Source organism: Nonomuraea solani (genome assembly GCF_900108335.1).
GTDB classification, from domain to species: domain Bacteria; phylum Actinomycetota; class Actinomycetes; order Streptosporangiales; family Streptosporangiaceae; genus Nonomuraea; species Nonomuraea solani.
In genome coordinates this window covers 1122625-1141487 of record NZ_FNVT01000001.1, presented here as the reverse complement: position 1 = coordinate 1141487, position 18863 = coordinate 1122625, and the positions used below count along the sequence as shown (strand labels likewise).

At 71.5% G+C, this 18863-nt stretch carries 21 protein-coding genes; 18 read left to right on the top strand and 3 right to left on the bottom strand.

Translation table 11 applies throughout. The annotated features are described in order from the left end of the window. Nucleotides 1-95: 95 nt before the first annotated feature. From C4V41_RS04995 to C4V41_RS04955, 9 genes are read left to right on the top strand one after another with little or no spacing between them, the layout of a single operon-like run. A complete protein-coding gene (locus tag C4V41_RS04995) occupies nt 96-824 on the top strand; it encodes a PIG-L deacetylase family protein (protein ID WP_103954492.1) in 729 nt (242 codons plus the stop codon). After that, the gene (locus C4V41_RS04990) at nt 821-1531 is read left to right on the top strand and encodes a 4-carboxy-4-hydroxy-2-oxoadipate aldolase/oxaloacetate decarboxylase (RefSeq protein WP_103954491.1); all 711 of its coding nucleotides are present in this window, start codon (nt 821-823) and stop codon (nt 1529-1531) included. Before C4V41_RS04995 ends, C4V41_RS04990 begins: the two co-directional genes overlap by 4 nt. Continuing rightward, nucleotides 1528-2475 (top strand): catechol 2,3-dioxygenase, encoded by a 948-nt coding sequence (locus tag C4V41_RS04985; RefSeq protein WP_103954490.1) that lies wholly within the window; start codon nt 1528-1530, stop codon nt 2473-2475. The genes C4V41_RS04990 and C4V41_RS04985 overlap by 4 nt, the downstream gene beginning before the upstream one ends. A 54-nt stretch (nt 2476-2529) precedes the next feature. Beyond that, nucleotides 2530-3450 carry a DUF6282 family protein gene (locus tag C4V41_RS04980; RefSeq protein WP_103954489.1) on the top strand — a complete coding sequence of 307 codons (921 nt, stop codon included), beginning with the start codon at nt 2530-2532 and terminating at the stop codon, nt 3448-3450. Beyond that, nucleotides 3447-4214: an ABC transporter ATP-binding protein gene (locus C4V41_RS04975; RefSeq protein WP_103954488.1), complete on the top strand. Its 768-nt coding sequence runs from the start codon at nt 3447-3449 to the stop codon at nt 4212-4214. Before C4V41_RS04980 ends, C4V41_RS04975 begins: the two co-directional genes overlap by 4 nt. Further along, nucleotides 4211-5026 carry an ABC transporter permease gene (locus C4V41_RS04970; RefSeq protein ID WP_103954487.1) on the top strand — a complete coding sequence of 272 codons (816 nt, stop codon included), beginning with the start codon at nt 4211-4213 and terminating at the stop codon, nt 5024-5026. The genes C4V41_RS04975 and C4V41_RS04970 overlap by 4 nt, the downstream gene beginning before the upstream one ends. After that, nucleotides 5023-6045: an ABC transporter substrate-binding protein gene (locus C4V41_RS04965; protein WP_200823743.1), complete on the top strand. Its 1023-nt coding sequence runs from the start codon at nt 5023-5025 to the stop codon at nt 6043-6045. The genes C4V41_RS04970 and C4V41_RS04965 overlap by 4 nt, the downstream gene beginning before the upstream one ends. Further along, on the top strand, nt 6042-6812 hold the full coding sequence (locus C4V41_RS04960) for an NAD(P)-dependent oxidoreductase (protein WP_103954486.1): 771 nt from the start codon (nt 6042-6044) through the stop codon (nt 6810-6812). Before C4V41_RS04965 ends, C4V41_RS04960 begins: the two co-directional genes overlap by 4 nt. After that, a complete protein-coding gene (locus tag C4V41_RS04955; protein ID WP_103954485.1) occupies nt 6809-7423 on the top strand; it encodes a GntR family transcriptional regulator in 615 nt (204 codons plus the stop codon). Before C4V41_RS04960 ends, C4V41_RS04955 begins: the two co-directional genes overlap by 4 nt. A gap of 3 nt (nt 7424-7426) precedes the next feature. On the opposite strand, the gene C4V41_RS04950 is transcribed toward C4V41_RS04955, so the two are convergent. After that, nucleotides 7427-7849 carry a MarR family winged helix-turn-helix transcriptional regulator gene (locus C4V41_RS04950; RefSeq protein ID WP_103954484.1) on the bottom strand — a complete coding sequence of 141 codons (423 nt, stop codon included), beginning with the start codon at nt 7847-7849 and terminating at the stop codon, nt 7427-7429. Between the two features lie 139 nt (nt 7850-7988). On the opposite strand from C4V41_RS04950, the gene C4V41_RS04945 reads away from it, so the two are divergent. The 6 genes from C4V41_RS04945 to C4V41_RS04920 all read left to right on the top strand — a co-directional run bounded on the left by C4V41_RS04945 (nt 7989) and on the right by C4V41_RS04920 (nt 15032). After that, complete coding sequence (locus tag C4V41_RS04945; RefSeq protein ID WP_456093849.1) at nt 7989-9374, top strand: MFS transporter; 1386 nt, start codon at nt 7989-7991, stop codon at nt 9372-9374. 170 nt (nt 9375-9544) lie between these two features. After that, nucleotides 9545-10357 (top strand): dihydropteroate synthase, encoded by an 813-nt coding sequence (gene folP, locus C4V41_RS04940; RefSeq protein WP_103954751.1) that lies wholly within the window; start codon nt 9545-9547, stop codon nt 10355-10357. Between the two features lie 304 nt (nt 10358-10661). Continuing rightward, nucleotides 10662-11468, top strand: a complete 807-nt coding sequence (locus C4V41_RS04935) for a class III extradiol ring-cleavage dioxygenase family protein (RefSeq protein WP_103954482.1) — start codon at nt 10662-10664, stop codon at nt 11466-11468. A gap of 329 nt (nt 11469-11797) precedes the next feature. Next, nucleotides 11798-12373 carry a hypothetical protein gene (locus C4V41_RS04930; protein ID WP_103954481.1) on the top strand — a complete coding sequence of 192 codons (576 nt, stop codon included), beginning with the start codon at nt 11798-11800 and terminating at the stop codon, nt 12371-12373. A 196-nt stretch (nt 12374-12569) separates the two neighbouring features. Further along, nucleotides 12570-13514, top strand: a complete 945-nt coding sequence (locus C4V41_RS04925; protein ID WP_103954480.1) for a pectate lyase family protein — start codon at nt 12570-12572, stop codon at nt 13512-13514. Between the two features lie 141 nt (nt 13515-13655). Beyond that, nucleotides 13656-15032: a 5'-nucleotidase C-terminal domain-containing protein gene (locus tag C4V41_RS04920; protein ID WP_103954479.1), complete on the top strand. Its 1377-nt coding sequence runs from the start codon at nt 13656-13658 to the stop codon at nt 15030-15032. Between the two features lie 556 nt (nt 15033-15588). Here C4V41_RS04920 and C4V41_RS04910 read toward each other — a convergent pair. Beyond that, complete coding sequence (locus C4V41_RS04910; protein ID WP_103954477.1) at nt 15589-15942, bottom strand: helix-turn-helix transcriptional regulator; 354 nt, start codon at nt 15940-15942, stop codon at nt 15589-15591. A gap of 236 nt (nt 15943-16178) precedes the next feature. Here C4V41_RS04910 and C4V41_RS04905 point away from each other — a divergent pair, with 236 nt between their 5' ends. Beyond that, a complete protein-coding gene (locus C4V41_RS04905) occupies nt 16179-16565 on the top strand; it encodes an STAS domain-containing protein (RefSeq protein WP_160150167.1) in 387 nt (128 codons plus the stop codon). Here C4V41_RS04905 and C4V41_RS04900 read toward each other — a convergent pair. Further along, complete coding sequence (locus C4V41_RS04900; RefSeq protein WP_103954475.1) at nt 16536-17102, bottom strand: TetR/AcrR family transcriptional regulator; 567 nt, start codon at nt 17100-17102, stop codon at nt 16536-16538. The genes C4V41_RS04905 and C4V41_RS04900 overlap by 30 nt on opposite strands. An 82-nt stretch (nt 17103-17184) precedes the next feature. On the opposite strand from C4V41_RS04900, the gene C4V41_RS04895 reads away from it, so the two are divergent. Both C4V41_RS04895 and C4V41_RS04890 read left to right on the top strand, forming a co-directional pair. Beyond that, complete coding sequence (locus tag C4V41_RS04895) at nt 17185-18000, top strand: NAD(P)H-binding protein (RefSeq protein WP_103954474.1); 816 nt, start codon at nt 17185-17187, stop codon at nt 17998-18000. An 11-nt stretch (nt 18001-18011) separates the two neighbouring features. After that, nucleotides 18012-18860 carry a haloalkane dehalogenase gene (locus tag C4V41_RS04890; RefSeq protein WP_235029901.1) on the top strand — a complete coding sequence of 283 codons (849 nt, stop codon included), beginning with the start codon at nt 18012-18014 and terminating at the stop codon, nt 18858-18860. The last annotated feature ends 3 nt before the right edge of the window (nt 18861-18863 follow it).

Genomic DNA, 18863 nt, shown 5'->3' with positions numbered 1-18863 from the left:
TCGTGTCGCCAATATTCTCAACAGAATTGTTGACAATCTTGTGGCCATCATTTTAGCCTCGTCGGGCAGTCTTCAGGAGAGGCGGGAGAAGCAACGTGACCGACCCATCCACCCTGGTCGTCAGCGCGCACGCGGGCGATTTCGTCTGGCGCGCGGGCGGGGCGATCGCCCTGGCCGCCGCGCGGGGCGAGCGCGTGACCATCGTCTGCCTGTCCTACGGCGAGCGCGGCGAGTCCGCCAAGGCCTGGCGCGAGGGCAAGTCGCTCGACGAGATCAAACGGCTCCGGCGCGGCGAGGCCGAGCGGGCCGCCGCGGCTCTGGGGGCCGGCATCGTGTTCCTGGACGCCGGTGACTATCCGCTGCGGGAGACGCCGGAGCTCACCGACGAGCTGGTCCGGGTCTTCCGGGAGACGCGGCCGAGTGTGGTGCTCACGCATCCGCTGGAGGATCCGTACAACGGGGACCATCCGGCGGCGGCGCGCATGGCGCTGCAGGCCCGGGTGCTGGCCCAGGCGATCGGCTATCCGGCGGAGGGCGAGCCGCTCGGAGCGCCGCCGGTGTTCTTCTTCGAGCCCCACCAGCCCGAGATGTGCGGCTTCGTACCGCAGGTGCTGCTCGACATCACCGAGGTCTTCGACACCAAGCGCAAGGCCATGGAGTGCCTGCCCGCGCAGCGGCACCTGTGGGACTACTACACCGACCTGGCCGTACGGCGCGGGGTGCAGCTCAAGCGCAACGCCGGGCCCAACCTGGGGCTGCCGCACACCACGTACGGCGAGGCCTACATGCGTCCCTACCCGCAGGTGACGGGGGTGCTGGCGTGAGTGGCGTGATCGTCACCGGCGCGCCCAGGGCGGACGCCGCCGCGGTCGCGGCGCTGGCCGGCTACGGCGTGGCCACCGTGCACGAGGCCCTCGGCCGGACCGGCAGCCTCGGCCCGGACCTGCGTCCCATCCAGCGGGGCGTGCGCGTCAGCGGCACGGCGGTCACCGTGCTGTGCTGGCCCGGCGACAACCTCATGGTCCACGCGGCGGTCGAGCAGTGCCGCGAGGGAGACCTGCTGGTGGTCACGACCACGTCGCCGTGCACCGACGGCCTGTTCGGGGAGCTGTTCGCGACGGCGCTGCACCGGCGCGGGATGCGCGGGCTGGTGACGACCACCGGGGTACGCGACACCGAGGAACTGCGCACGATGGGGTTCCCGGTGTGGTCGGCGGCCGTGTGCGCGCAGGGCACCGTCAAGGCCAGCGCGGGCTCGGTGAACGTGCCCGTGGTGCTCGGCGGCCAGGTGGTCAAGGCCGGTGACGCGATCCTGGCCGACGACGACGGGGTGATGTGCGTACCCCGTGACCAGGTCGCCACGGCCGTCAAGGCCGCCGCGGCGCGTACCGCGAAGGAGGAGGCCAGCCGCGCGGCCTTCGCCGAGGGCGAGCTCGGCCTCGACCGTTATGGCCTGCGCGACACCCTCACCCGGCTCGGCGTCCGCTACCTGACGGCCGACGAGTACGACCGGGACGGAACGGCGCCTTGACCGGACCGCCGTCAGGGGACATCGCCCATCTCGGCCACGTCCATCTCCGCACCCCCGACCCCGACCGCAGCCTGTGGTTCTTCACCCGGATCCTGGGCCTGACCGAGAACGGCCGCTCGGGCGACTCGGTCTATCTGCGCACGTGGGACGACTACGAGCACCACAGCCTCGTCCTCACCGCGCACGAGACCTCCGGCCTCGGCCGGACGGCGCTGCGGGCCTCCAGCGAGCAGGCGCTGCACGCCCGGGTCAAGGCCCTGCGAGAGGCCGGCCTACCGGGCAAATGGGAGGAGGACGAGCCGGGTCTCGGCCCCCTGTACGTCACCCACGCCCCCGACGGCCACGAGATCGCCCTCTACTGGGAGAGCGAGTGGTACGAGGCGCCGCCCGAGCTGCGCCCAGGGCTGAAGAACCAGCCCCAGGCCAAGCCCGGCCACGGCGTCGGCGTGCGCCGCCTCGACCACGTCAACTACCTGGCCGCCGACGTCGCCCTGGAAGCCGCGTTCGCGCAGGACCTGCTCGGCGCCCGCCCCACCGAGCAGATCATGCTCGACTCCGGCCGGATCGCCGCCCGCTGGCTGACCTTCTCCAGCAAGTCCTACGACCTGGTCCACACCGAGGACCGGTCGGGCCGGCGCGGGCGCCTGCACCACATCGCGTTCGCCACCGACAGCCGCGACGACATCCTGCGCGCCGCCGACCTGTGCCTGGACAACGGCGTGCACATCGAGACGGGCCCGCACAAACACGCCATCCAGCAGACGTTCTTCCTGTACGTCTACGAGCCCGGCGGCAACCGCATGGAGCTGTGCAACCCGCTGACCCGGCTGGTGCTCGCCCCCGACTGGCCGCTGATCACCTGGACGGAGGCCGAGCGCGCCAAGGGGCAGGCGTGGGGGCTGAAGACCATCGAATCCTTCCACACCCACGGCACCCCTCCCTGAGATGCCTAGACGCTCGTCGCCGATATTGTTGACAATTTGTTTTGGGAGACAGGCATGCCAGACCATCCCCAGCCTTCCCGCCGCGCCCGCGAACTGGTCGCGGACGCGTACGACATCCACATCCACGTCGCCCCCGACGTGATGCGCCGACGGATCGACGACCTCGCCCTCGCGACGCGCTTCACCGAGGTGGGGCTCGCCGGGTTCGTCCTCAAGTCGCACTATGTCCCCACAGCGGAGCGGGCCGCCGTCGTGCGGGCGGCGGTGCCCGGCTTCGGCGCGGTCGGCGCGATCACCCTGAACGCCGCCGTCGGCGGCATGAACCCGATCGCCGTCGAGATCGCCGCCCGTAGCGGCGCCCAGGTCGTGTGGCTGCCCACGGTGGACAGCGCCAACCAGCGCGCCTGCACCGCCACCGACCCCGAGGGCGCCACGCCGCCCATGTGGGCCCGCCTGCAGGACGAGCTGCGGGAGGAGGGCATCGCGGCCGATCCCGTGGACGTGCTCGGGCCCGGCGGCGGCGTCCTGGACCGCACCCGGCAGGTGCTGCGCCTGATCGCCAAGCACGACATGACGCTGGCCACCGGCCACCTCAGCGCGGACGAGATCGACGTCGTCGTGGACGCCGCCGCCACAGAGGGCGTGCGCCGCATCGTGATCACCCACCCGGAGTTCACCTCCCAGCGCGTCGCGGTCGAGCGGCAGCGCGCGCTCGCCGCCAAGGGCGCCCTGCTCGAACGCTGCTTCACCACCCCCCACAGCGGCAAGGTGTCCTGGCGGACCTGGTTCGAGCACATCGAAGCCGTCGGCCCCGAGCACTCCGTGCTCTCCAGCGACCTCGGCCAGCCGTTCAACCCGCCCGTGGAGGACGGCCTCGCCCTGCTCGCCGACCGGCTGCTGGCGGAGGGCTTCACCGACAAGGACATCAGGACCATGGCCGTCGGCAACTCCCGCCGGCTGGCCGGTGCCGAATGAACGCCACGGTGCTCAAGGTGGGCGGGCTGACCAAGCAGTTCGTCAAGGACGACGTCGGCATCGTGGCGCTGCGCGACTTCGACCTCGAAATCGCCGAGGGCGGCTTCGTCAGCGTGCTCGGGCGCAGCGGGTGCGGCAAGTCGACGATGCTCAACCTGCTGGCCGGGCTGACCACGCCGACGTCGGGCACGGTCACCTACCGGGACGAGCCGGTCGCCGGGCCGCGTACCGAGATGGGCTACCTCACCCAGTCCGACACGCTCATGCCCTGGCGCAGCGTCACCAGGAACGTCGAGCTGCCCATGGAGATCGCCGGCGTGCCCGCCCGGCGCCGCGCGGAACGCGCGGCCGAGCTGATCGCGAAGGTCGGACTCGAAGGGTTCGAGCGGCACTACCCGCGCGAGCTGTCCGGCGGCATGCGGCGGCGGGTCAGCCTGGCCAGGATGCTGGCCGGCGACCCGGAGACGCTGCTGATGGACGAGCCGTTCGGCGCGCTCGACGCCCAGCTCCGCCACGACCTGCAGGCCGAGCTGCTGCGGCTGTGGGAGGAGAGCGGGCAGACCGTGGTGTTCGTGACCCACGACATCGAGGAGGCGCTGCTGCTCGGCGACCGCGTGGTCGTGCTCGGCCGGGTCGGCCGCATCGTGCTGGACCGGCCGATCGACCTGCCCAGGCCCAGGGACGCCGACGAGCTGCGCGTGGACCCGGGCTTCGTGGCGCTGCACCGCGAGCTGACCGAGGCCCTGCGGGAGGGAGCGCGATGACCGCCGTACAGACGGTGAGCCTGGACCGGAGCTGGTGGAGCAGGCACGGCGGCACGGCCACGGTGTGGTCGCTGCGGGTGCTGCTGGTGGCCGGGCTGCTGGTGGTGTGGGAGCTCACCGCGGAGCGCTGGTTCGACATCACGTTCACGAGCCGGCCGAGCGACATCTGGACCCGGTTGGTGCAGTGGCAGCAGGACGGGACTCTGTGGTCCAACACCTGGATCACCGTTCAGGAGGTCGTGTACGGCTTCGTGCTCGGCGCGGCGGCCGGCGCGGTGACCGGTTTCGTGCTGGCCTCGGCGCAGGCGGTGTACCGGGTGCTGGACCCGTTCATCATGGCGCTGTACGCGATCCCGAAGGTGGCGCTGGCGCCGCTGTTCATCGTCTGGTTCGGCATCGGCATGCACATGAAGGTGCTGCTGGCGGCCGCGACGGTGTTCTTCCTCGTCTTCCTCAACACCGCCGCGGGCGTACGCGAGGTGGACCGCGGGCTGATCGACGCCGTGCGCCTGATGGGCGGCGACCAGCGCGACATCATGGTCAAGGTGGTCATCCCGTCGTCGATGACCGGGCTGCTCACGGGGCTGAAGGTCGCCATCCCGTACGCCCTCATCGGCGCGGTGATCGGCGAGCTGGTGGCCTCCAACCGGGGGCTCGGCTATCTGATCAACGACGCGGCGGCGCAGTTCGACACCGCCGGGGTGTTCGCCACCCTCGTCGTCCTGAGCGTGATCGCGGCCCTGCTGAACCTGGTCGTCGGGCTGCTCGACCGGCGGGCGAGCCGGTGGAAGCCGATCGGGGCGGACCGGTGAGGCGCCTGGGCCTGGTGCTCCTGACCGCCCTGCTCGTCGGGACGACCGGCTGCGCGCAACGCGGTTCGACGACGCCGCCCGGCGTGCTGAACGTCGGCCAGATCAGCAACTCGATCGCCTTCTTCCCGCTCTTCGTGGCCGAGCAGAAGGGCTATTTCACCGAGGAGGGGGTGAAGATGGGCGAACGGCCCCGGCTCGGCACCGGGGCCAAGGTCGCGGCGGCTCTCAAGTCGGGCAGCATCGACCTGGGCGCCGGGGTGCTGACCGACGCGCTCAACCTGGCCAGGATCGACGACAAGGGCCGGCTGGTGGCCAACCTGGTGGACCGCTACTACGTGGACGTCGTGGTCGGCTCGTCCTTCGCCGGCGCCACCGCGTCCGACCCGCTCGACCAGCGCGTCCGCGCCCTCCGCGGCAAGAAGATCGGCATCACGGGGCCGGGGAGCGGGACCGAGGCGCTGGTGACGTACCTGTTCGCGAAGGTCGGGATGAACTCCAGGACGGACTGCGAGCTGGTCAACCTCGGCAGCACCGCCGCGTCGGCGCTGGGCGCGCTCAAGGCCGGCCGGGTGGACGCGCTCGCCTTCTTCCAGCCGATCGCCCAGCAGGCGGCGGCCGCCGGGATCGGCACCCGCTACATCTCCCCCGCCGCCGGCGACGTGCCCGGCCTGGAACGGACGGCGCACGGCGTCGTGTTCACCACGCAGCGGATCATCGACAAGAAGCCGCAGGAGGTCGCCGCCTTCCAGCGCGCCCTCGAACGTGCCCAGCGCCACATCCACGCGGCCGACCCCACCGAGATCACGGCGATGCTGACGGCCTACCTCAAGGGCATCGACCCGAAGGCGCTGACCGAGCTGCCCGCGCTGATGCGGACCGAAATACCGGAGACGATCGGCTTCACCCGGACGTCCTTCGACACGGCCATCGCCTTCCACCGCACGACGGGGCTGGTCAAACACCTGCCGGCCTACGACCAGATCGTGCCGCCCGCGCTGCGGATCGGGGGCGCCGGATGACGGTGATCGCGGTGCTGGGGCTGGGCGAGGCCGGCCGGATCTACGCCCGCGACCTGCGCGAGGCCGGCTACGAGGTGCGGGGCTTCGACCCGTACGTGCGGCTCATGGACGATCAGGTGGGCAGCGTCGGGGAGGCCGTGGGCGGCGCGGACCTCATCCTCAGCCTGGTCGGTGCGCGGGCCGCCGAGTCGGTCGCCCGGCAGGCGCTACCCTGCTGCCGTGAGCAGGCCGTCTACGCCGACCTCAACACCGCCTCCCCCGGCCTGAAGCGCACGCTGGCCGAGCTGGCGGCGGCGGAAGGGGTCGCGTTCGCCGACGTCGCGGTGCTGGCGCCGGTGCCACGGCACGGCGCGCGTACCCCGCTGCTGGCCGCCGGCACCGGCGCCGCCAGGTTCGCCGGCCTCGTCGCGACCGCGAACGTCCCCGTGGAGGTCATTCCCGGCGGAGCGGGCGCGGCGGCGGCCAGGAAGCTGCTGCGCAGCGTGTTCATGAAGGGCCTGGCCGCGCTGATGCTGGAGTGCGAGAGCGCCGCCGACGCCGCCGGGGAGCGCGAGTGGCTGCGGGGCCAGATCGTCGGCGAGCTCTCCGGCGACCCCGGGCAACTGATCGACCGGCTGATCGACGGCAGCAGGGAGCACGCGGCCCGGCGGGTGCACGAGGTCGAGGACGCCGCCGCGTACCTGGCGGAGCTGGGCCGGCCCGCGTGGGTCATGGAAGCCTCCCGCAACTGGCTCGCCTCCCTGCTCGACGAGCCGGGCCGCCCATGAACCTCGCCGACCGCATTCGTACGGCCATCTTCGAGGGAGACCTCGCGCCCGGCCAGCGCCTCATCGAGGCGGACCTGTGCGCGCAGCTCGGCGCGTCCAGGTCCCACGTCCGCAACGCCCTCGCCGGCCTGGTCAGCGAGGGGCTCGTGGAGCGGATCCCGCACCGGGGCGCCCGGGTGCGGGCGATCACCCTCGACGAGGCCGTCGAGTTCACGGAGATCCGCATGGTCGTCGAGGGCCTGTGCGCGGCGAAGGCGGCCGCGGCGGCCACCGGTGACGACGCCCGGCGGCTGCGCTCGATCGGGGACCGCATGAGGCGGCACCTGGCCGCCGGTGACCTGCTCGAATACTCGGCCCGCAACAGGGAGCTGCACTCCCTGATCCAGGCGATCAGCGGCCAGTCGGCGGCCGGTGACATCATCGAGCGGATCCGGGGTCACCTGGCCCGCCACCAGGTGCGCCTCGCCCTGCGGCCCGGCCGGGCGGCCGTGTCGTTGCCGCAGCACCTGGCCATCATCGAGGCGATCTGCGACCACGACGAGGACCGGGCGGAGTCGGCCATGCGCGACCACCTGCGCAGCGTCATCGAGGCGCTCAGGTCGGCGGGATGACCATCAGCCGGGGCGCGGCCAGGAACGGCCGCCGAGGCGTTCGACGTCGGTGTTGAAGCGCCTGAGATAGGCGGCGAAGGACGCGACCTCGTCGGGCGTCCAACCGGCCAGCACCTTCTCCAGGCCGCTGATGTGCCTGGCCCGCTCACTGTCGAGATAGCGCTCACCGGCCTCGCTGAGGCGGAACTTGCGGGCGATGCCGCCGCCGGGGTCGGCGATGCGTTCGGCCAGCCCGGCGCGCAGCAGGGCCGAGGTGTGCCGGTTGAGGGTCGAGACGTCGAGCCCGAACGCCTCACTGAGCTGCCCGATCGACATCATGCCCGCCATGCGGATGCGGCTGAGCAGGATGTACGCACTGCGATCGACGTGGCGGTGCTGCCCGAGCAACATGGTCTCGTACTCGATCAGATCGGTGGGCTTGTCCATGCCAGTGTGTAACCCCCACATCGTATGTATGTAACAGTCTATGTGTAGAGTGCACATCGCTTCCTACGTCGCGACAACAAGGGGGATCCGCGTGGAAGAGCCCATATCCGGCACCCGCCCGAACGGCATCGTGACCGTGATGGCGGTGGCGGGCATCGTCGCCTCGCTCACCCAGACCCTGGTCGTACCGCTGATCGGCGAGCTGCCGCGACTGCTGGGCACCACCGCCTCCAACGCCTCCTGGGTGATCACGGCCACGCTGCTGGCCGGCGCCGTCACGACCCCCGTCATGGGCCGGCTGGGCGACCTCTACGGCAAGCGCCGCATGATGCTCATCTGCTCGATACCCCTGATCCTGGGCTGCGTCGTCTGCGCGCTCGCCGGCTCCCTCACTCCCATGATCATCGGACGTGGGCTGCAGGGCATGGGGATGGGCATGATCCCGCTGGGCATCAGCGCCCTGCGCGACGTGCTGCCGCCCGACCGGCTCGGCCCGTCGATCGCGCTGATGAGCTCCTCCATGGGCATCGGCGGCGCGCTCGGCCTGCCCATCGCCGCCGCCGTCGCCGAGTACGCGAGCTGGCGGGTGCTCTTCTGGGCCACGGCCGTGCTGAGCCTGCTGGTGTCCGCGCTCATCTGGCTCCTGGTGCCGGCCACGTCCGCCACGGCCAGGGGACGCATCGACCTCGTCGGCGCGCTCGGGCTCGGCGTGGGCCTGGTGTGCCTGCTGCTCGGCGTCTCGAAGGGCGCCGACTGGGGCTGGTCGAGCGGGACCACGCTCGGGCTGCTGGCCGCCGCGGTCGTCGTCCTGCTCGTGTGGGGCTGGTGGGAGCTGCGGACCAGGGACCCGCTGGTCGACCTGCGCGTCACCGCCCGGCCTCAGGTCCTGCTGACCAACCTGGCCTCGATCGTGGTCGGCTTCTCCATGTACGCCCAGGCGCTGATCGTCATGCAGATCCTGCAACTCCCCGAGGCCACCGGGTACGGGCTCGGCCAGTCGATGCTGGCCGCCGGCCTGTGGATGGCCCCGTCCGGGCTGATGATGATGATCATCTCCCCCATCGGCGCCCGTCTGTCGGCGGCCCGCGGCCCCAAGGTCACCCTCATCGTCGGCAGCCTCATCATGGCCCTCGGGTACGGCTCCTCCGTGGCCCTGCTCGGCTCCACCTGGGGCCTGCTGATCGTCACCTGCGTCTGCAACATCGGCGTCGGCTTCGCGTACGGCTCGATGCCCGCCCTCATCATGGGCGCGGTGCCCCGGTCGGAGACGGCGGCGGCCAACAGCTTCAACACGCTGATGCGCTCCATCGGCACGACGGTGTCGGCCGCGGTGGTCGGGCTGGTCCTGTCGCAGTTGACGATCGAGTTCGGGGGGCATGTGCTGCCGTCGGAGACGGGGTTCCGTACCGGCATGCTCATCGGCTGCGGCGCCGCGCTCGTGGCCGCGGCGATCACCCTCGCCCTCCCGGGCCGCCGGGCCGAACCCGCCCCCGTACCCGAACCGGCGCACGCCGCCAAGCACTGAGCCTCCCCTCCTTCGCGGAGTATCGTTCAAGGCGTGACCCAGGAGGCGCGGCGGACCGCGCTTCGTGCTCTCCCCGCACTCTTCCCGCGCTCTCCCGGCGGCCGGTCAGGAGGTACTGACAGGTGAGTCTCACGCTGGGCGGCAGAAGCTTCGGCGCGCTGCCGCTGATCATGGCGATCGTCAACCGCACCCCCGACTCCTTCTACGACCGGGGCGCCACCTTCGCCCGCGAGGAGGCGATGCGGCGCGTGGACCAGGTCGCCGCCGAGGGGGCCGACATCGTCGACATCGGCGGCGTCAAGGCCGGTCCTGGGGCGGAGGTGGACGTACACGAGGAGATCGACCGGACGGCGGCGTTCGTCGCGGAGGTACGCGAGCGCCATCCCGGCCTCCTGATCAGTGTCGACACCTGGCGGCACGAGGTCGGCTTGGAGGTGTGCCGGGCGGGGGCCGACCTGCTCAACGACTCCTGGGGCGGCGCCGACCCCCTGCTGGCCGAGGTCGCCGCCGGGGCCGGGGCGGGCCTGGTCTGCACGCACACCGGCGGGCTCGTCCCTCGTACGCGGCCGCATCGCGTGGAGTACGACGACGTGGTCGCCGACGTGATCCGCCGCACCACGGCGCTCGCCGAACGGGCGGTCGCGCTCGGGGTGCCGCGTGAGAGCGTCCTCATCGATCCCGCGCATGATTTCGGCAAGAACACCTGGCAGTCGCTGGAGGTGACCCGGCGTACCGGTGAGCTGGTGGCGACGGGGTGGCCGGTGCTGGTGTCGCTGTCCAACAAGGACTTCATCGGCGAGTCCCTGGGCCTGCCCGTCGACCAGCGCCTCAACGGCACCCTCGCCGCCACGGCCCTGTGCGCCTGGCACGGGGCCCAGGTCTTCCGCGCCCACAACGTGGCGGAGACCCGGCAGGTGCTCGACATGATCGCCGTCCTCCGCAACCTCCGCCCACCGGAACGGGTCGTACGGGGGCTGGCATGATCCCCAAGGCGACCACGAAGCCCGGCTCCAGCCCCCCGGACACCCACCCGCACCGCACAACAACCGACCCGAAGCGCCCGACCACCGGTCTGGGCCGCACAAAGACCAGCGGGAGGCGGCCGAGGGCAGCCGACGTGAGGCGCGACCTCAGGCGCGACCTCAGGCGCGACCTCAGGCGCGACCTCAGGTGCGCGAAGGCTGATCGGCCTCGCGACCTGAGAGGTGCAAAGGGCAACCGGGGTCGGGACCTGAGGGGCGCGAAGGCCGATCGGGGTCGTGCCGGGAGCGGTGCGAGGAGGGTGGCGTGATCGTCGCGGTGGTCTGTGTGCCGCAGGCGCCTCTGCTGCTGCCCGGGGTGACCGGGCGGCCCGTCGCCGAGGTGGACAAGCTCAGGGAGTCGGCGGCGAGTGCCGCGGGTGGCCTCCTCGACCAGGAGCTCGACGACGTGATCGTGCTCGCCGCGGCACCCCGTACCGGCGGCTACCCCGCCGACGCCCGGGATCCGGCGGACCGCGTCGCCCCCGGGAGCCACCGTTCCCTCGCAGGCCCGACCGGCGCGGACGGACTGCCCGTCGCACTCGCCGTCGGACGATCGTTCCTGCCACCCACCACCACCCCGCTGACCCTGTACGGCATCGCGTCCGACGCACCACCGGACCTCTGCCTGGAGGTGGGACGACGGCTGGCGGCCGGGGAAGGGCAGCGGGCGGCCGAGGAACGGCGCCCCGAGGCCGAGCGGCGGCAACCCGAGGCGGGGAGGGGGCGGCCGGCGGTCGGGCCGGGGCGCACCGGGCTGATCGTGGCCGCCGACGGCAGTGCCCGGCGCGGCGAGAAGGCCCCCGGCTACCTCGACCCCCGGGCGGCGGACCTCGACGCCCAGATCGGCCGCGCTCTCGGCACGGGCGACGTCACCCGGCTGAGCGCCCTCGACCCGGCCACCTGCACGGCCCTGCTCGTCGCGGGCCGCGCCGCCTGGCAGGTCATGGCCGGCGCCTGCGAGGGAACGCGCTGGCTCGCACACCTGCGCTACGAGGACGACCCGTTCGGCGTGGCCTACTGGGTCGCGACCTGGACCCGCGAGAACGAAACCCACCGAACCCCGACCCCATAAGGCGCCGGACCCGCAAAACACCCCACCCGCACAGCCCCGCCCCTCGGACGGCACCACACCCGCAGACCCCGCCCCTCGCGCGGCACTCCACCTACACGGCACCGCCCCACGGACGGCACCACACCCGTAAGACTCCCGGCCGCGAGATGCCGCCCGCGGAACATCGGACCCGCAAGACGCCGCACCCGCAGGACACCAGACCTGCGAGACGGCGCCGGACCCACGTAGCGCTGTGAAGGTGTTGTGGATCGGACCAGGGGCCCAGGATTTGGGACACCTCGGCCGTGAGATCTTGGGCCGGACGCCGCAGGGTCGAGAAGGTCGGTGTCATGACGGACATCACCTCCCCGCCCCGCTCCCCCGCGACCCGCGCCCTGACCTTCCTGGCCCACCGGTGGCCCACCGCGCTCGGCCTGCTGGCCATGGTCTTTTCCGTGCTGGACGAGGACGACGGCCGCGGCCAGGCCGTCATCGTGTTCCTCGCCGCCCTCATCTACCTGGCCACCGCCGTGGTGGGCCGGCCGGGCACGGTGTGGATCCTGTTCGGTGTGTCCGTGGTGGGGGTGACGGTGCTGCGGTTGTTCGAGGCGGCACTGTGGCCGGCGCTGGTCGCCTGTGGGGTCACCGCCCTGGCCATGGCCCTGGTGAGCGACCTGCCGCGCCGCCCGCGGCTCGACGCCGTGCAGATCCCCGCCATGCTGGTCTTCGGCGCGGCCGCCGTGCTCGCCCTGTCCCTGTCTCCCACGCTGGGCACCCTGCTCGTCGCCGCGGCGCTGATCGGTCACGGCACCCTCGACGTGATCGTCTGGCGGGCCCGTCAGGTGGTGGCCCGCTCGCTGGCCGAGTTCTGTGCCGCCCTCGATCTGACCCTGGGTCTCGCACTGATCATCCTGACGCTGACCTGATCTCCGACATGAAAGTTTCACTTTTAGAAATCTCGCTTGTTATGCCCTGACCGGCCACGACTCCGCCGCCACCGAACCGGGGCGGCGGTCGCGCATTGACGGACGGAAAGCGCTTTCCTACATTCACACCGTTCACTAACGTGCCTGTCGTTCACATACGTGGACGAGAGCCAACCCCCCGCAGTAGGAGCGCCCCATGCGCACACCACGACGTACCCTCACGCTCGTCACATGCCTGACCGCCGCGCTCGCCGGACTGACCGTGTCCGGACCGGCGGCGTCGGCCGACACCCCGCTCGTCGGCTGGGCCACCCAGGGCGGTGGCACCACCGGCGGCGGCACCGCGGCGACCACGAACGTGTCCTCGGCCTCCGCCCTCACCAGCGCCCTGTCGTCCGGTTCCGCCTCGGTGATCAGGGTGTCCGGTACGATCTCCTGCTCCGGCATGCTCCGCGTGACCTCCAACAAGACCGTCATCGGCAACTCCGGCGCGACGATCGCCGGCTGCGGCTTCAACGTCTCCCAGGCGTCGAACGTCATCATCCGCAACCTCACCTTCCGCAACTGGAACGACGACGGCATCAACGTCCAGTACTCCACCCGGGTCTGGATCGACCACAACTCCTTCTCGAACGGCTACGACGGCGCCCTGGACATCAAGCGCGCCAGCGACTACGTCACCGTCTCCTGGAACAGGTTCTTCAGCCACGACAAGACCATGCTGCTGGGCCACAGCGACAGCAACGGCGGCGAGGACCGGAACAAGCTGCGCGTGACGTACCACCACAACTGGTTCGACGGCACCAACCAGCGGCACCCGCGCGTGCGCTTCGGCAACCCGGTGCACGTCTACAACAACTTCTACCGCGGCGTCGGCAGCTACGGCGTCGCCTCCACCCAGGAGGCCGGCGTGCTGGTCGAAGGCAACTACTTCGAGAACACCGGCGACCCGTTCCACCTCGGCGAGGGCAGCTCCCCGGCCGGCAGCCTGGTGGCGCGCAACAACCACTTCGTCGGGTCCGGCAGCGGTAGCGCGGGCGGCAGCGTCCGGGCGATCCCGTACTCGTACTCGCTGGACGGCGCCAGCAGCGTCAAGTCCATCGTGACGGCCGGCGCCGGCGCGGGCCGCATCTCCATCTGACCACCCGCACCCGGGGCCGTGGGCGCGGCCGGCCGCCCGCGCCCACGGCCCCATTCGAACGTTATTTCGCGTTGATCGAAACCTGTCATGATCTCTCCTCGTCGATGATCACGAGAGAGGAATCGCGTGAGGCTCTTATCCATGGCCGGGCGCCGACTCGGAACGCTGGTCGCGGTGGTCGCCCTGGCGTCCGGCACGCTCGTGCCGGGCGCGCAGGCCGCCCCGCACCCGGTCGTCTTCGGTACGGCGTCCGCCCTGCCGAAGACCCACACCGGGGCGTGCCCGGCGACCGTCACGCTGTCCACCACGGTGAAGGTCAAGGCGCCGGCCACGCTGAAATACGTGTGGACCTTCAGCGACGGGGACGACGGCCGAACCAGGACCTACAGGGCCGGCGGCAAGGGTCTCAAGACCGTCCGGCTGTCCACGACGGTCAAGGCCGTCGGCGACGCTCGCGGCTGGGGCGCGGTCCGCCTGGTCAGCCCGGTGAAGAAGACCTCCAGGAAGGCCTCCTTCGCCGTCACCTGCACGGGCTCCGAGACGCTGGGCGCGGGCGACGTCTGGGACAGCGTCGTCACCACCGTCGACACGCCCGGCACCCCGGACGCCGCGGCCACCCCGCCGCCGTCGTCTTCCTCCGGCCAGGACGCGGCTCGCAACCTGGTACGGAAGGCCACCATCGCCTTCGAGCGGACCACCGCGGCGAAGTGCCCGGTGACCTTCAAGATCCACGGCTCGTTCGAAGGGCTGCCCGCCGGCGCGCAGACCGTCCGGTACCGCCTCGCCGGCACCGAGACGTGGAAGACCGTCAACGTGCCGGCCGCCCATGGAGCCGTCCACTCCACCGTCCTGGAGACGCTCACCTGGGGCTGGGAGACGGCGGAGAACTCGGTCCAGATCGAGCTCGACCAGCCGGACCGCCACAGGTCCAACATCATCTACTACTTCAAGTGCCGCCCGCCGAGCGCTGGCACCGTCGGCGTCGCGGCCGAGGACATCCCGCTGACCGGCGACGGCGGCCCCCTGGCCGAACTGACCGCGGACGCCATGCTCGAATCGGTGCGCACCCTCTCCGGCGCGGACCTCGCTCTCGTCAGCAAGTACGGGATGCGCAAGGGCCTGAAGGCGGGGCCGATCACCTTCTCGGACCTGTACCAGGTTCAGCCCGACGGGTTCCACCCGGACGTGTGGTCGATGACGGGCGCGCAGCCCAGGAAGGCACTGGGACACGTGAGCCCGACAGCGGGAAGGCTCACCCCGTCGGCGGCGCTGCGCTACACGGTGACCGGCGGAGTGGTCACCGATCTCACCCTCAACGGGACCCCGGTGTCCGACACCCAGGTGGTCAAGGTCGCGGCCAACTACATCCTGAGGTATGGCGGGCAGGGCTTCCCGGCCTGGGAAGGGGCCAAGTCCGTGTACCGCGGCGGACCCGACGACACGGGTGCGCTGGCGTCGTACATCGCCGCTCACTCACCCCTTGCCGCCCCCAAGGGTGACCGCGTCACGGTTCGATGAGCCGGGGGGCCGTCCGCCGCTGTCAGCTCTCGACCTGGAGCGTGACCGGGACGAACGCTTCCTGGGTCTCGCCGAGCGGGTGTTCGCTCGGGGCGGGCTTCGTCTCCGGCAGACGCTGCGGCGGGCTCGAGCGCTGACGCCGCCGGGGGCACGACGCCGTCGCGCTCCGGCGTGGCCGCGCGTGGTGGGCGCCGAACGGGCGGGCGGCGTATCCCGGCGCGAATCGTACGGTTCGCGTGACGACCGCGCCCCGGTCCTCTCGTTCGGTGTCGGTGCCTGGGTCTGTGACTGTGTCTGTGACTGGGTCGGCTCGTGGCGGGGACGGGGGTTGCGGCGGCACGGGGGCGGAGGGCAGCAGGGCGTCCTCCACGTGTTGCATGAGTATCAAGCCGATCAACACCACGAGGGGGATGGCCAGGGCGGCGAGCATGAGGTTGGACCTCCAATATCGGGGCGCCGGTGCGTGCCCCGGGGGTTGCCTTCCTCCGCCTACGCTGCCCAGGAGCGTGCCCGGTATGCATACGTGATCAACACACCGACCTCACCCATGACGTCGTCACGACTTCGTGTCCTCTGTGTCCCCTGTGCCCCCCGTGTCCTCGGTGTCGCCGAGGTCCCGGTGGGCGAAGATCTCGATCAGCGCCTGGACGGGCATGCCCGCCTCGGTGGGGTGGCGGAAGCGCTGGTTCGGGTTGATCTCGTAGTGGTTGCGGCGCCCCACCCGGTTGCGTCGCAGGTAGCCGGCCTCTTCCAGATCGCCCACGATTCCCTGGGCGGCGCGCTCGGTGATGCCGATCTTCGCGGCGATGTCGCGCAGGCGTACCTGCGGGTCGGCGGCGATGGCCACCAGCACCCGGGCGTGGTTGGTCAGGAACGTCCAGCCGGAGTGCCGGTCAGCGGACTCCTCCATACGCCAAGTCCTCCTTACCGGGGCAAGGGCGCCCCGGCCTCATAGCGGAAGATTTTATACAGAAAAACTATTCCGGTATCCTTCTTACGAAGTTAGCCTGAGAGCGCCGGTCCACGGCCCTCCCCGCACGGTCAGGAGGTGGGATGTCCCGTACATCGCGGCACGCCGCCGCTCACCGCGTACGCGCTACACGACCGTCCGACACCCGGCCTGCCCGAGCACGCTGGGCGGATGCGATGACCTCCGGTGCCCGCCAGGACCATGAAGCGCCCTCCTCCGAGCACCTGCTCTACGTGGATCACATGCTCCGCGTGACCTGCACCGTGATGCCCGGCCCCTCGGTCATCCGGCTGATCGGCGAGATCGACGGTTGCAACAGCGCCGAGGTGTCGCGCACACTCTCCCACGCGTGGCGCATCGACGACGAGCTGATCATGGATCTTGGCGGGCTGACCTTCGCCGACGTCTCCGGCGCGCGGGCGCTGCTCGCCTTCACCGCGGCCGGGCCGGTGCAGGTGCGCGACGTCCCGCACCAGATCCGGCGGCTGATGGGCCTGATGGGCGTGCCCTCGTTCGGCCGGCCCGCTCCCGGGTCAGGCCAGGGAGTCGATCCAGCGCTCTAGGCGGCGGCCCTCCATCGCCATGAGGCCGGGGTCGCGGAACGTGTTGGTCAGCAGGGAAATGCCCTGGTACGCGGCGATCAACGCGACCGCGAGCTCACGGGCGTCCGCGCGGCCCATGGCGGCGAACTGGCCTTCCGCCCAGTCGAGCAGCCTTTCCATGACCGTGGCGATCGCGCGGTCAAGGCCGTCGTCGCGCTTGTCGAGCTCCGAGGCGAGGGTGCCGGTGGGGCAGCCGTAGCGGGCGGTCAGGTCGCGCTGGTCGATCCAGCCGCCCAGCAGCGCCTTGAGCCGGTCCTGCGGCGCGGGCAACTCCTCCAGCGCGCCGATCATGGTGTCGAGCTGCCGGCCGTGCGCCTCGATGGCCGCCTCGACGAGCTGGTCCTTGGTCTTGAAGTAGTAGTAGACGTTCCCCACCGGAATGTCGGCCGCGCGCGCGATGTCGGCGAGCGTGGTCTTCTCGACGCCCTGCTCGTGCAGCACCCGTACGGCGGCGCCGGCCAGCCGCTCCCGCTTCCCCGCCCGCGTTGAGTCAGTCACCTGACTCACTATAGACAAGCCGCTCGCCGGACCGCTATGGTCTCGATCTAAGTCAGTCAACTAACTAACTCGGAGCGAAATCATGATCGTGGTAACGGGCGCGACCGGCAACGTCGGCGGCGAGCTGGTGCGGCTGCTCGCCGCCGCGGGCGAGCGCGTGACGGCCGTCTCCCGGAGCGCCGCCGACCTGCCCGAAGGGGTACGTCACGTCGCGGCCGACCTGGCGGACCCGGCGAGCCTGAAGCCCGCCTTCGACGGCGCCGGCGCGCTGTTCCTGCTGGTCGCGGGGCCGGACCCGCGGGCCGTCCTGGACGTGGCGAAGGCGGCGGGGATCCGGCGCGTCGTCCTGCTGTCCTCGCTGGGCGCCGGGACCAGGCCGGCGATGTACGGACATCCCGTCGCCTTCGAGGAGGCCGTGCGCGACTCGGGGCTGGAGTGGACGATCCTGCGGCCGGGCGGTTTCCACACCAACTCCCTGGCCTGGGCCGAGACGGTCCGCGCGGACCGTACCGTCGCCGCGCCGTTCGGGGACGTCGCGCTGCCCGGCATCGACCCGGCCGACATCGCCGAGGTCGCGGCCGTGGTGCTGCGGGCGGACGGGCACGCGGGCCGTACCTATGAGCTCACCGGCCCCGAGCCGGTCACCCCGCGCGAGCGCGCGGCGGCGATCGGCGCGGCGCTGGGCGCGGAGGTGCGGTTCACCGAGCAGACCCGGGAGGAGGCTCGCGCGCAGATGCTGCGATTCATGCCTGAGCCGGTCGCCGACGGCACCCTGTCCATCCTCGGTACGCCGACCGCCGCCGAACGCCGGGTCAGCCCCGACGTGGAGCGACTCCTGGGCCGCGCGCCCCGCACCTTCGCCGACTGGGCCGCCCGCAACGCCGCCGTCTACCGATGAGGAGCACCACCATGCACGTACTCGACTCCACCATGTCCCACCGTGAGATCGGCGCGGGTGCGCCGATCGTCTTCCTGCACGGCAACCCGACCTCGTCCCACCTGTGGCGGAACGTCATGCCCGCCCTCGGGTCGGGCCGTCGCCTGGCGCCCGATCTGATCGGCATGGGAGCGTCGGGCAAGCCCGCCATCGGCTACACCTTCGACGACCACGCCCGTTACCTGGACGCCTGGTTCGACGCCCTCGGTCTCGACGACGTGCTGCTCGTGGGCCACGACTGGGGCGGCGCGCTGGCCTTCGACTGGGCCGCCCGCCACCCCGATCGAGTACGCGGGATCGCCTTCACCGAGGCCATCGTCAAGCCCATGACCTGGGAGGAGTTCCCTGAAGGCGGCCGTCCGCTGTTCCAGGCGATCAAGACCGAGGGGGTGGGCGAGTCCATGATCCTCGACGACGCTGATTTCCTGCGGCAGGGCCTGCCCGGCACCATGGCCACGCCGCTCGCGGAGGAGGACCTGGCGGAATACCTGCGGCCGTACCCGACCAGGGAGAGCCGGGTGCCGCTGCTGCGGTGGCCGCGTTCGCTGCCGCTGGGCGGGGAGCCGGCCGACGTCGTGGCCAGGATCGAGGCGTTCGGCCGGTGGGCCGGCGTGGCGGCGGTGCCGAAGCTGCTGATCGGCTTCCGGCCGGGGCCGGGCTCGATGTGGACGCGGGAGACCGTCGCCTGGTGCGCGGCGAACATGGCCTCGCTGGAGATCTCGGAGCACGAGGAGATCGCCGGGCACCACACCCCCGAGGACCGGCCCCTGCTCATCGCCACGGCGATCGACAAGTGGCGCTCCGAGCAGGGGCTGATGTAGCAG

What these genes read in the sequence shown, in the direction of transcription:
- C4V41_RS04930 (WP_103954481.1), top strand. Translation starts at nt 11,798, where the DNA reads ATGACGGACATCACCTCCCCGCCCCGCTCCCCCGCGACCCGCGCCCTG.
- C4V41_RS04920 (WP_103954479.1), top strand. Translation starts at nt 13,656, where the DNA reads ATGGCCGGGCGCCGACTCGGAACGCTGGTCGCGGTGGTCGCCCTGGCG.
- C4V41_RS04980 (WP_103954489.1), top strand. Translation starts at nt 2,530, where the DNA reads ATGCCAGACCATCCCCAGCCTTCCCGCCGCGCCCGCGAACTGGTCGCG.
- C4V41_RS04905 (WP_160150167.1), top strand. Translation starts at nt 16,179, where the DNA reads ATGACCTCCGGTGCCCGCCAGGACCATGAAGCGCCCTCCTCCGAGCAC.
- C4V41_RS04925 (WP_103954480.1), top strand. Translation starts at nt 12,570, where the DNA reads ATGCGCACACCACGACGTACCCTCACGCTCGTCACATGCCTGACCGCC.
- C4V41_RS04950 (WP_103954484.1), bottom strand. Translation starts at nt 7,849, where the DNA reads ATGGACAAGCCCACCGATCTGATCGAGTACGAGACCATGTTGCTCGGG.
- C4V41_RS04970 (WP_103954487.1), top strand. Translation starts at nt 4,211, where the DNA reads ATGACCGCCGTACAGACGGTGAGCCTGGACCGGAGCTGGTGGAGCAGG.
- C4V41_RS04895 (WP_103954474.1), top strand. Translation starts at nt 17,185, where the DNA reads ATGATCGTGGTAACGGGCGCGACCGGCAACGTCGGCGGCGAGCTGGTG.
- C4V41_RS04910 (WP_103954477.1), bottom strand. Translation starts at nt 15,942, where the DNA reads ATGGAGGAGTCCGCTGACCGGCACTCCGGCTGGACGTTCCTGACCAAC.
- C4V41_RS04945 (WP_456093849.1), top strand. Translation starts at nt 7,989, where the DNA reads ATGGCGGTGGCGGGCATCGTCGCCTCGCTCACCCAGACCCTGGTCGTA.
- C4V41_RS04975 (WP_103954488.1), top strand. Translation starts at nt 3,447, where the DNA reads ATGAACGCCACGGTGCTCAAGGTGGGCGGGCTGACCAAGCAGTTCGTC.
- folP (WP_103954751.1), top strand. Translation starts at nt 9,545, where the DNA reads ATGGCGATCGTCAACCGCACCCCCGACTCCTTCTACGACCGGGGCGCC.
- C4V41_RS04890 (WP_235029901.1), top strand. Translation starts at nt 18,012, where the DNA reads ATGCACGTACTCGACTCCACCATGTCCCACCGTGAGATCGGCGCGGGT.
- C4V41_RS04955 (WP_103954485.1), top strand. Translation starts at nt 6,809, where the DNA reads ATGAACCTCGCCGACCGCATTCGTACGGCCATCTTCGAGGGAGACCTC.
- C4V41_RS04960 (WP_103954486.1), top strand. Translation starts at nt 6,042, where the DNA reads ATGACGGTGATCGCGGTGCTGGGGCTGGGCGAGGCCGGCCGGATCTAC.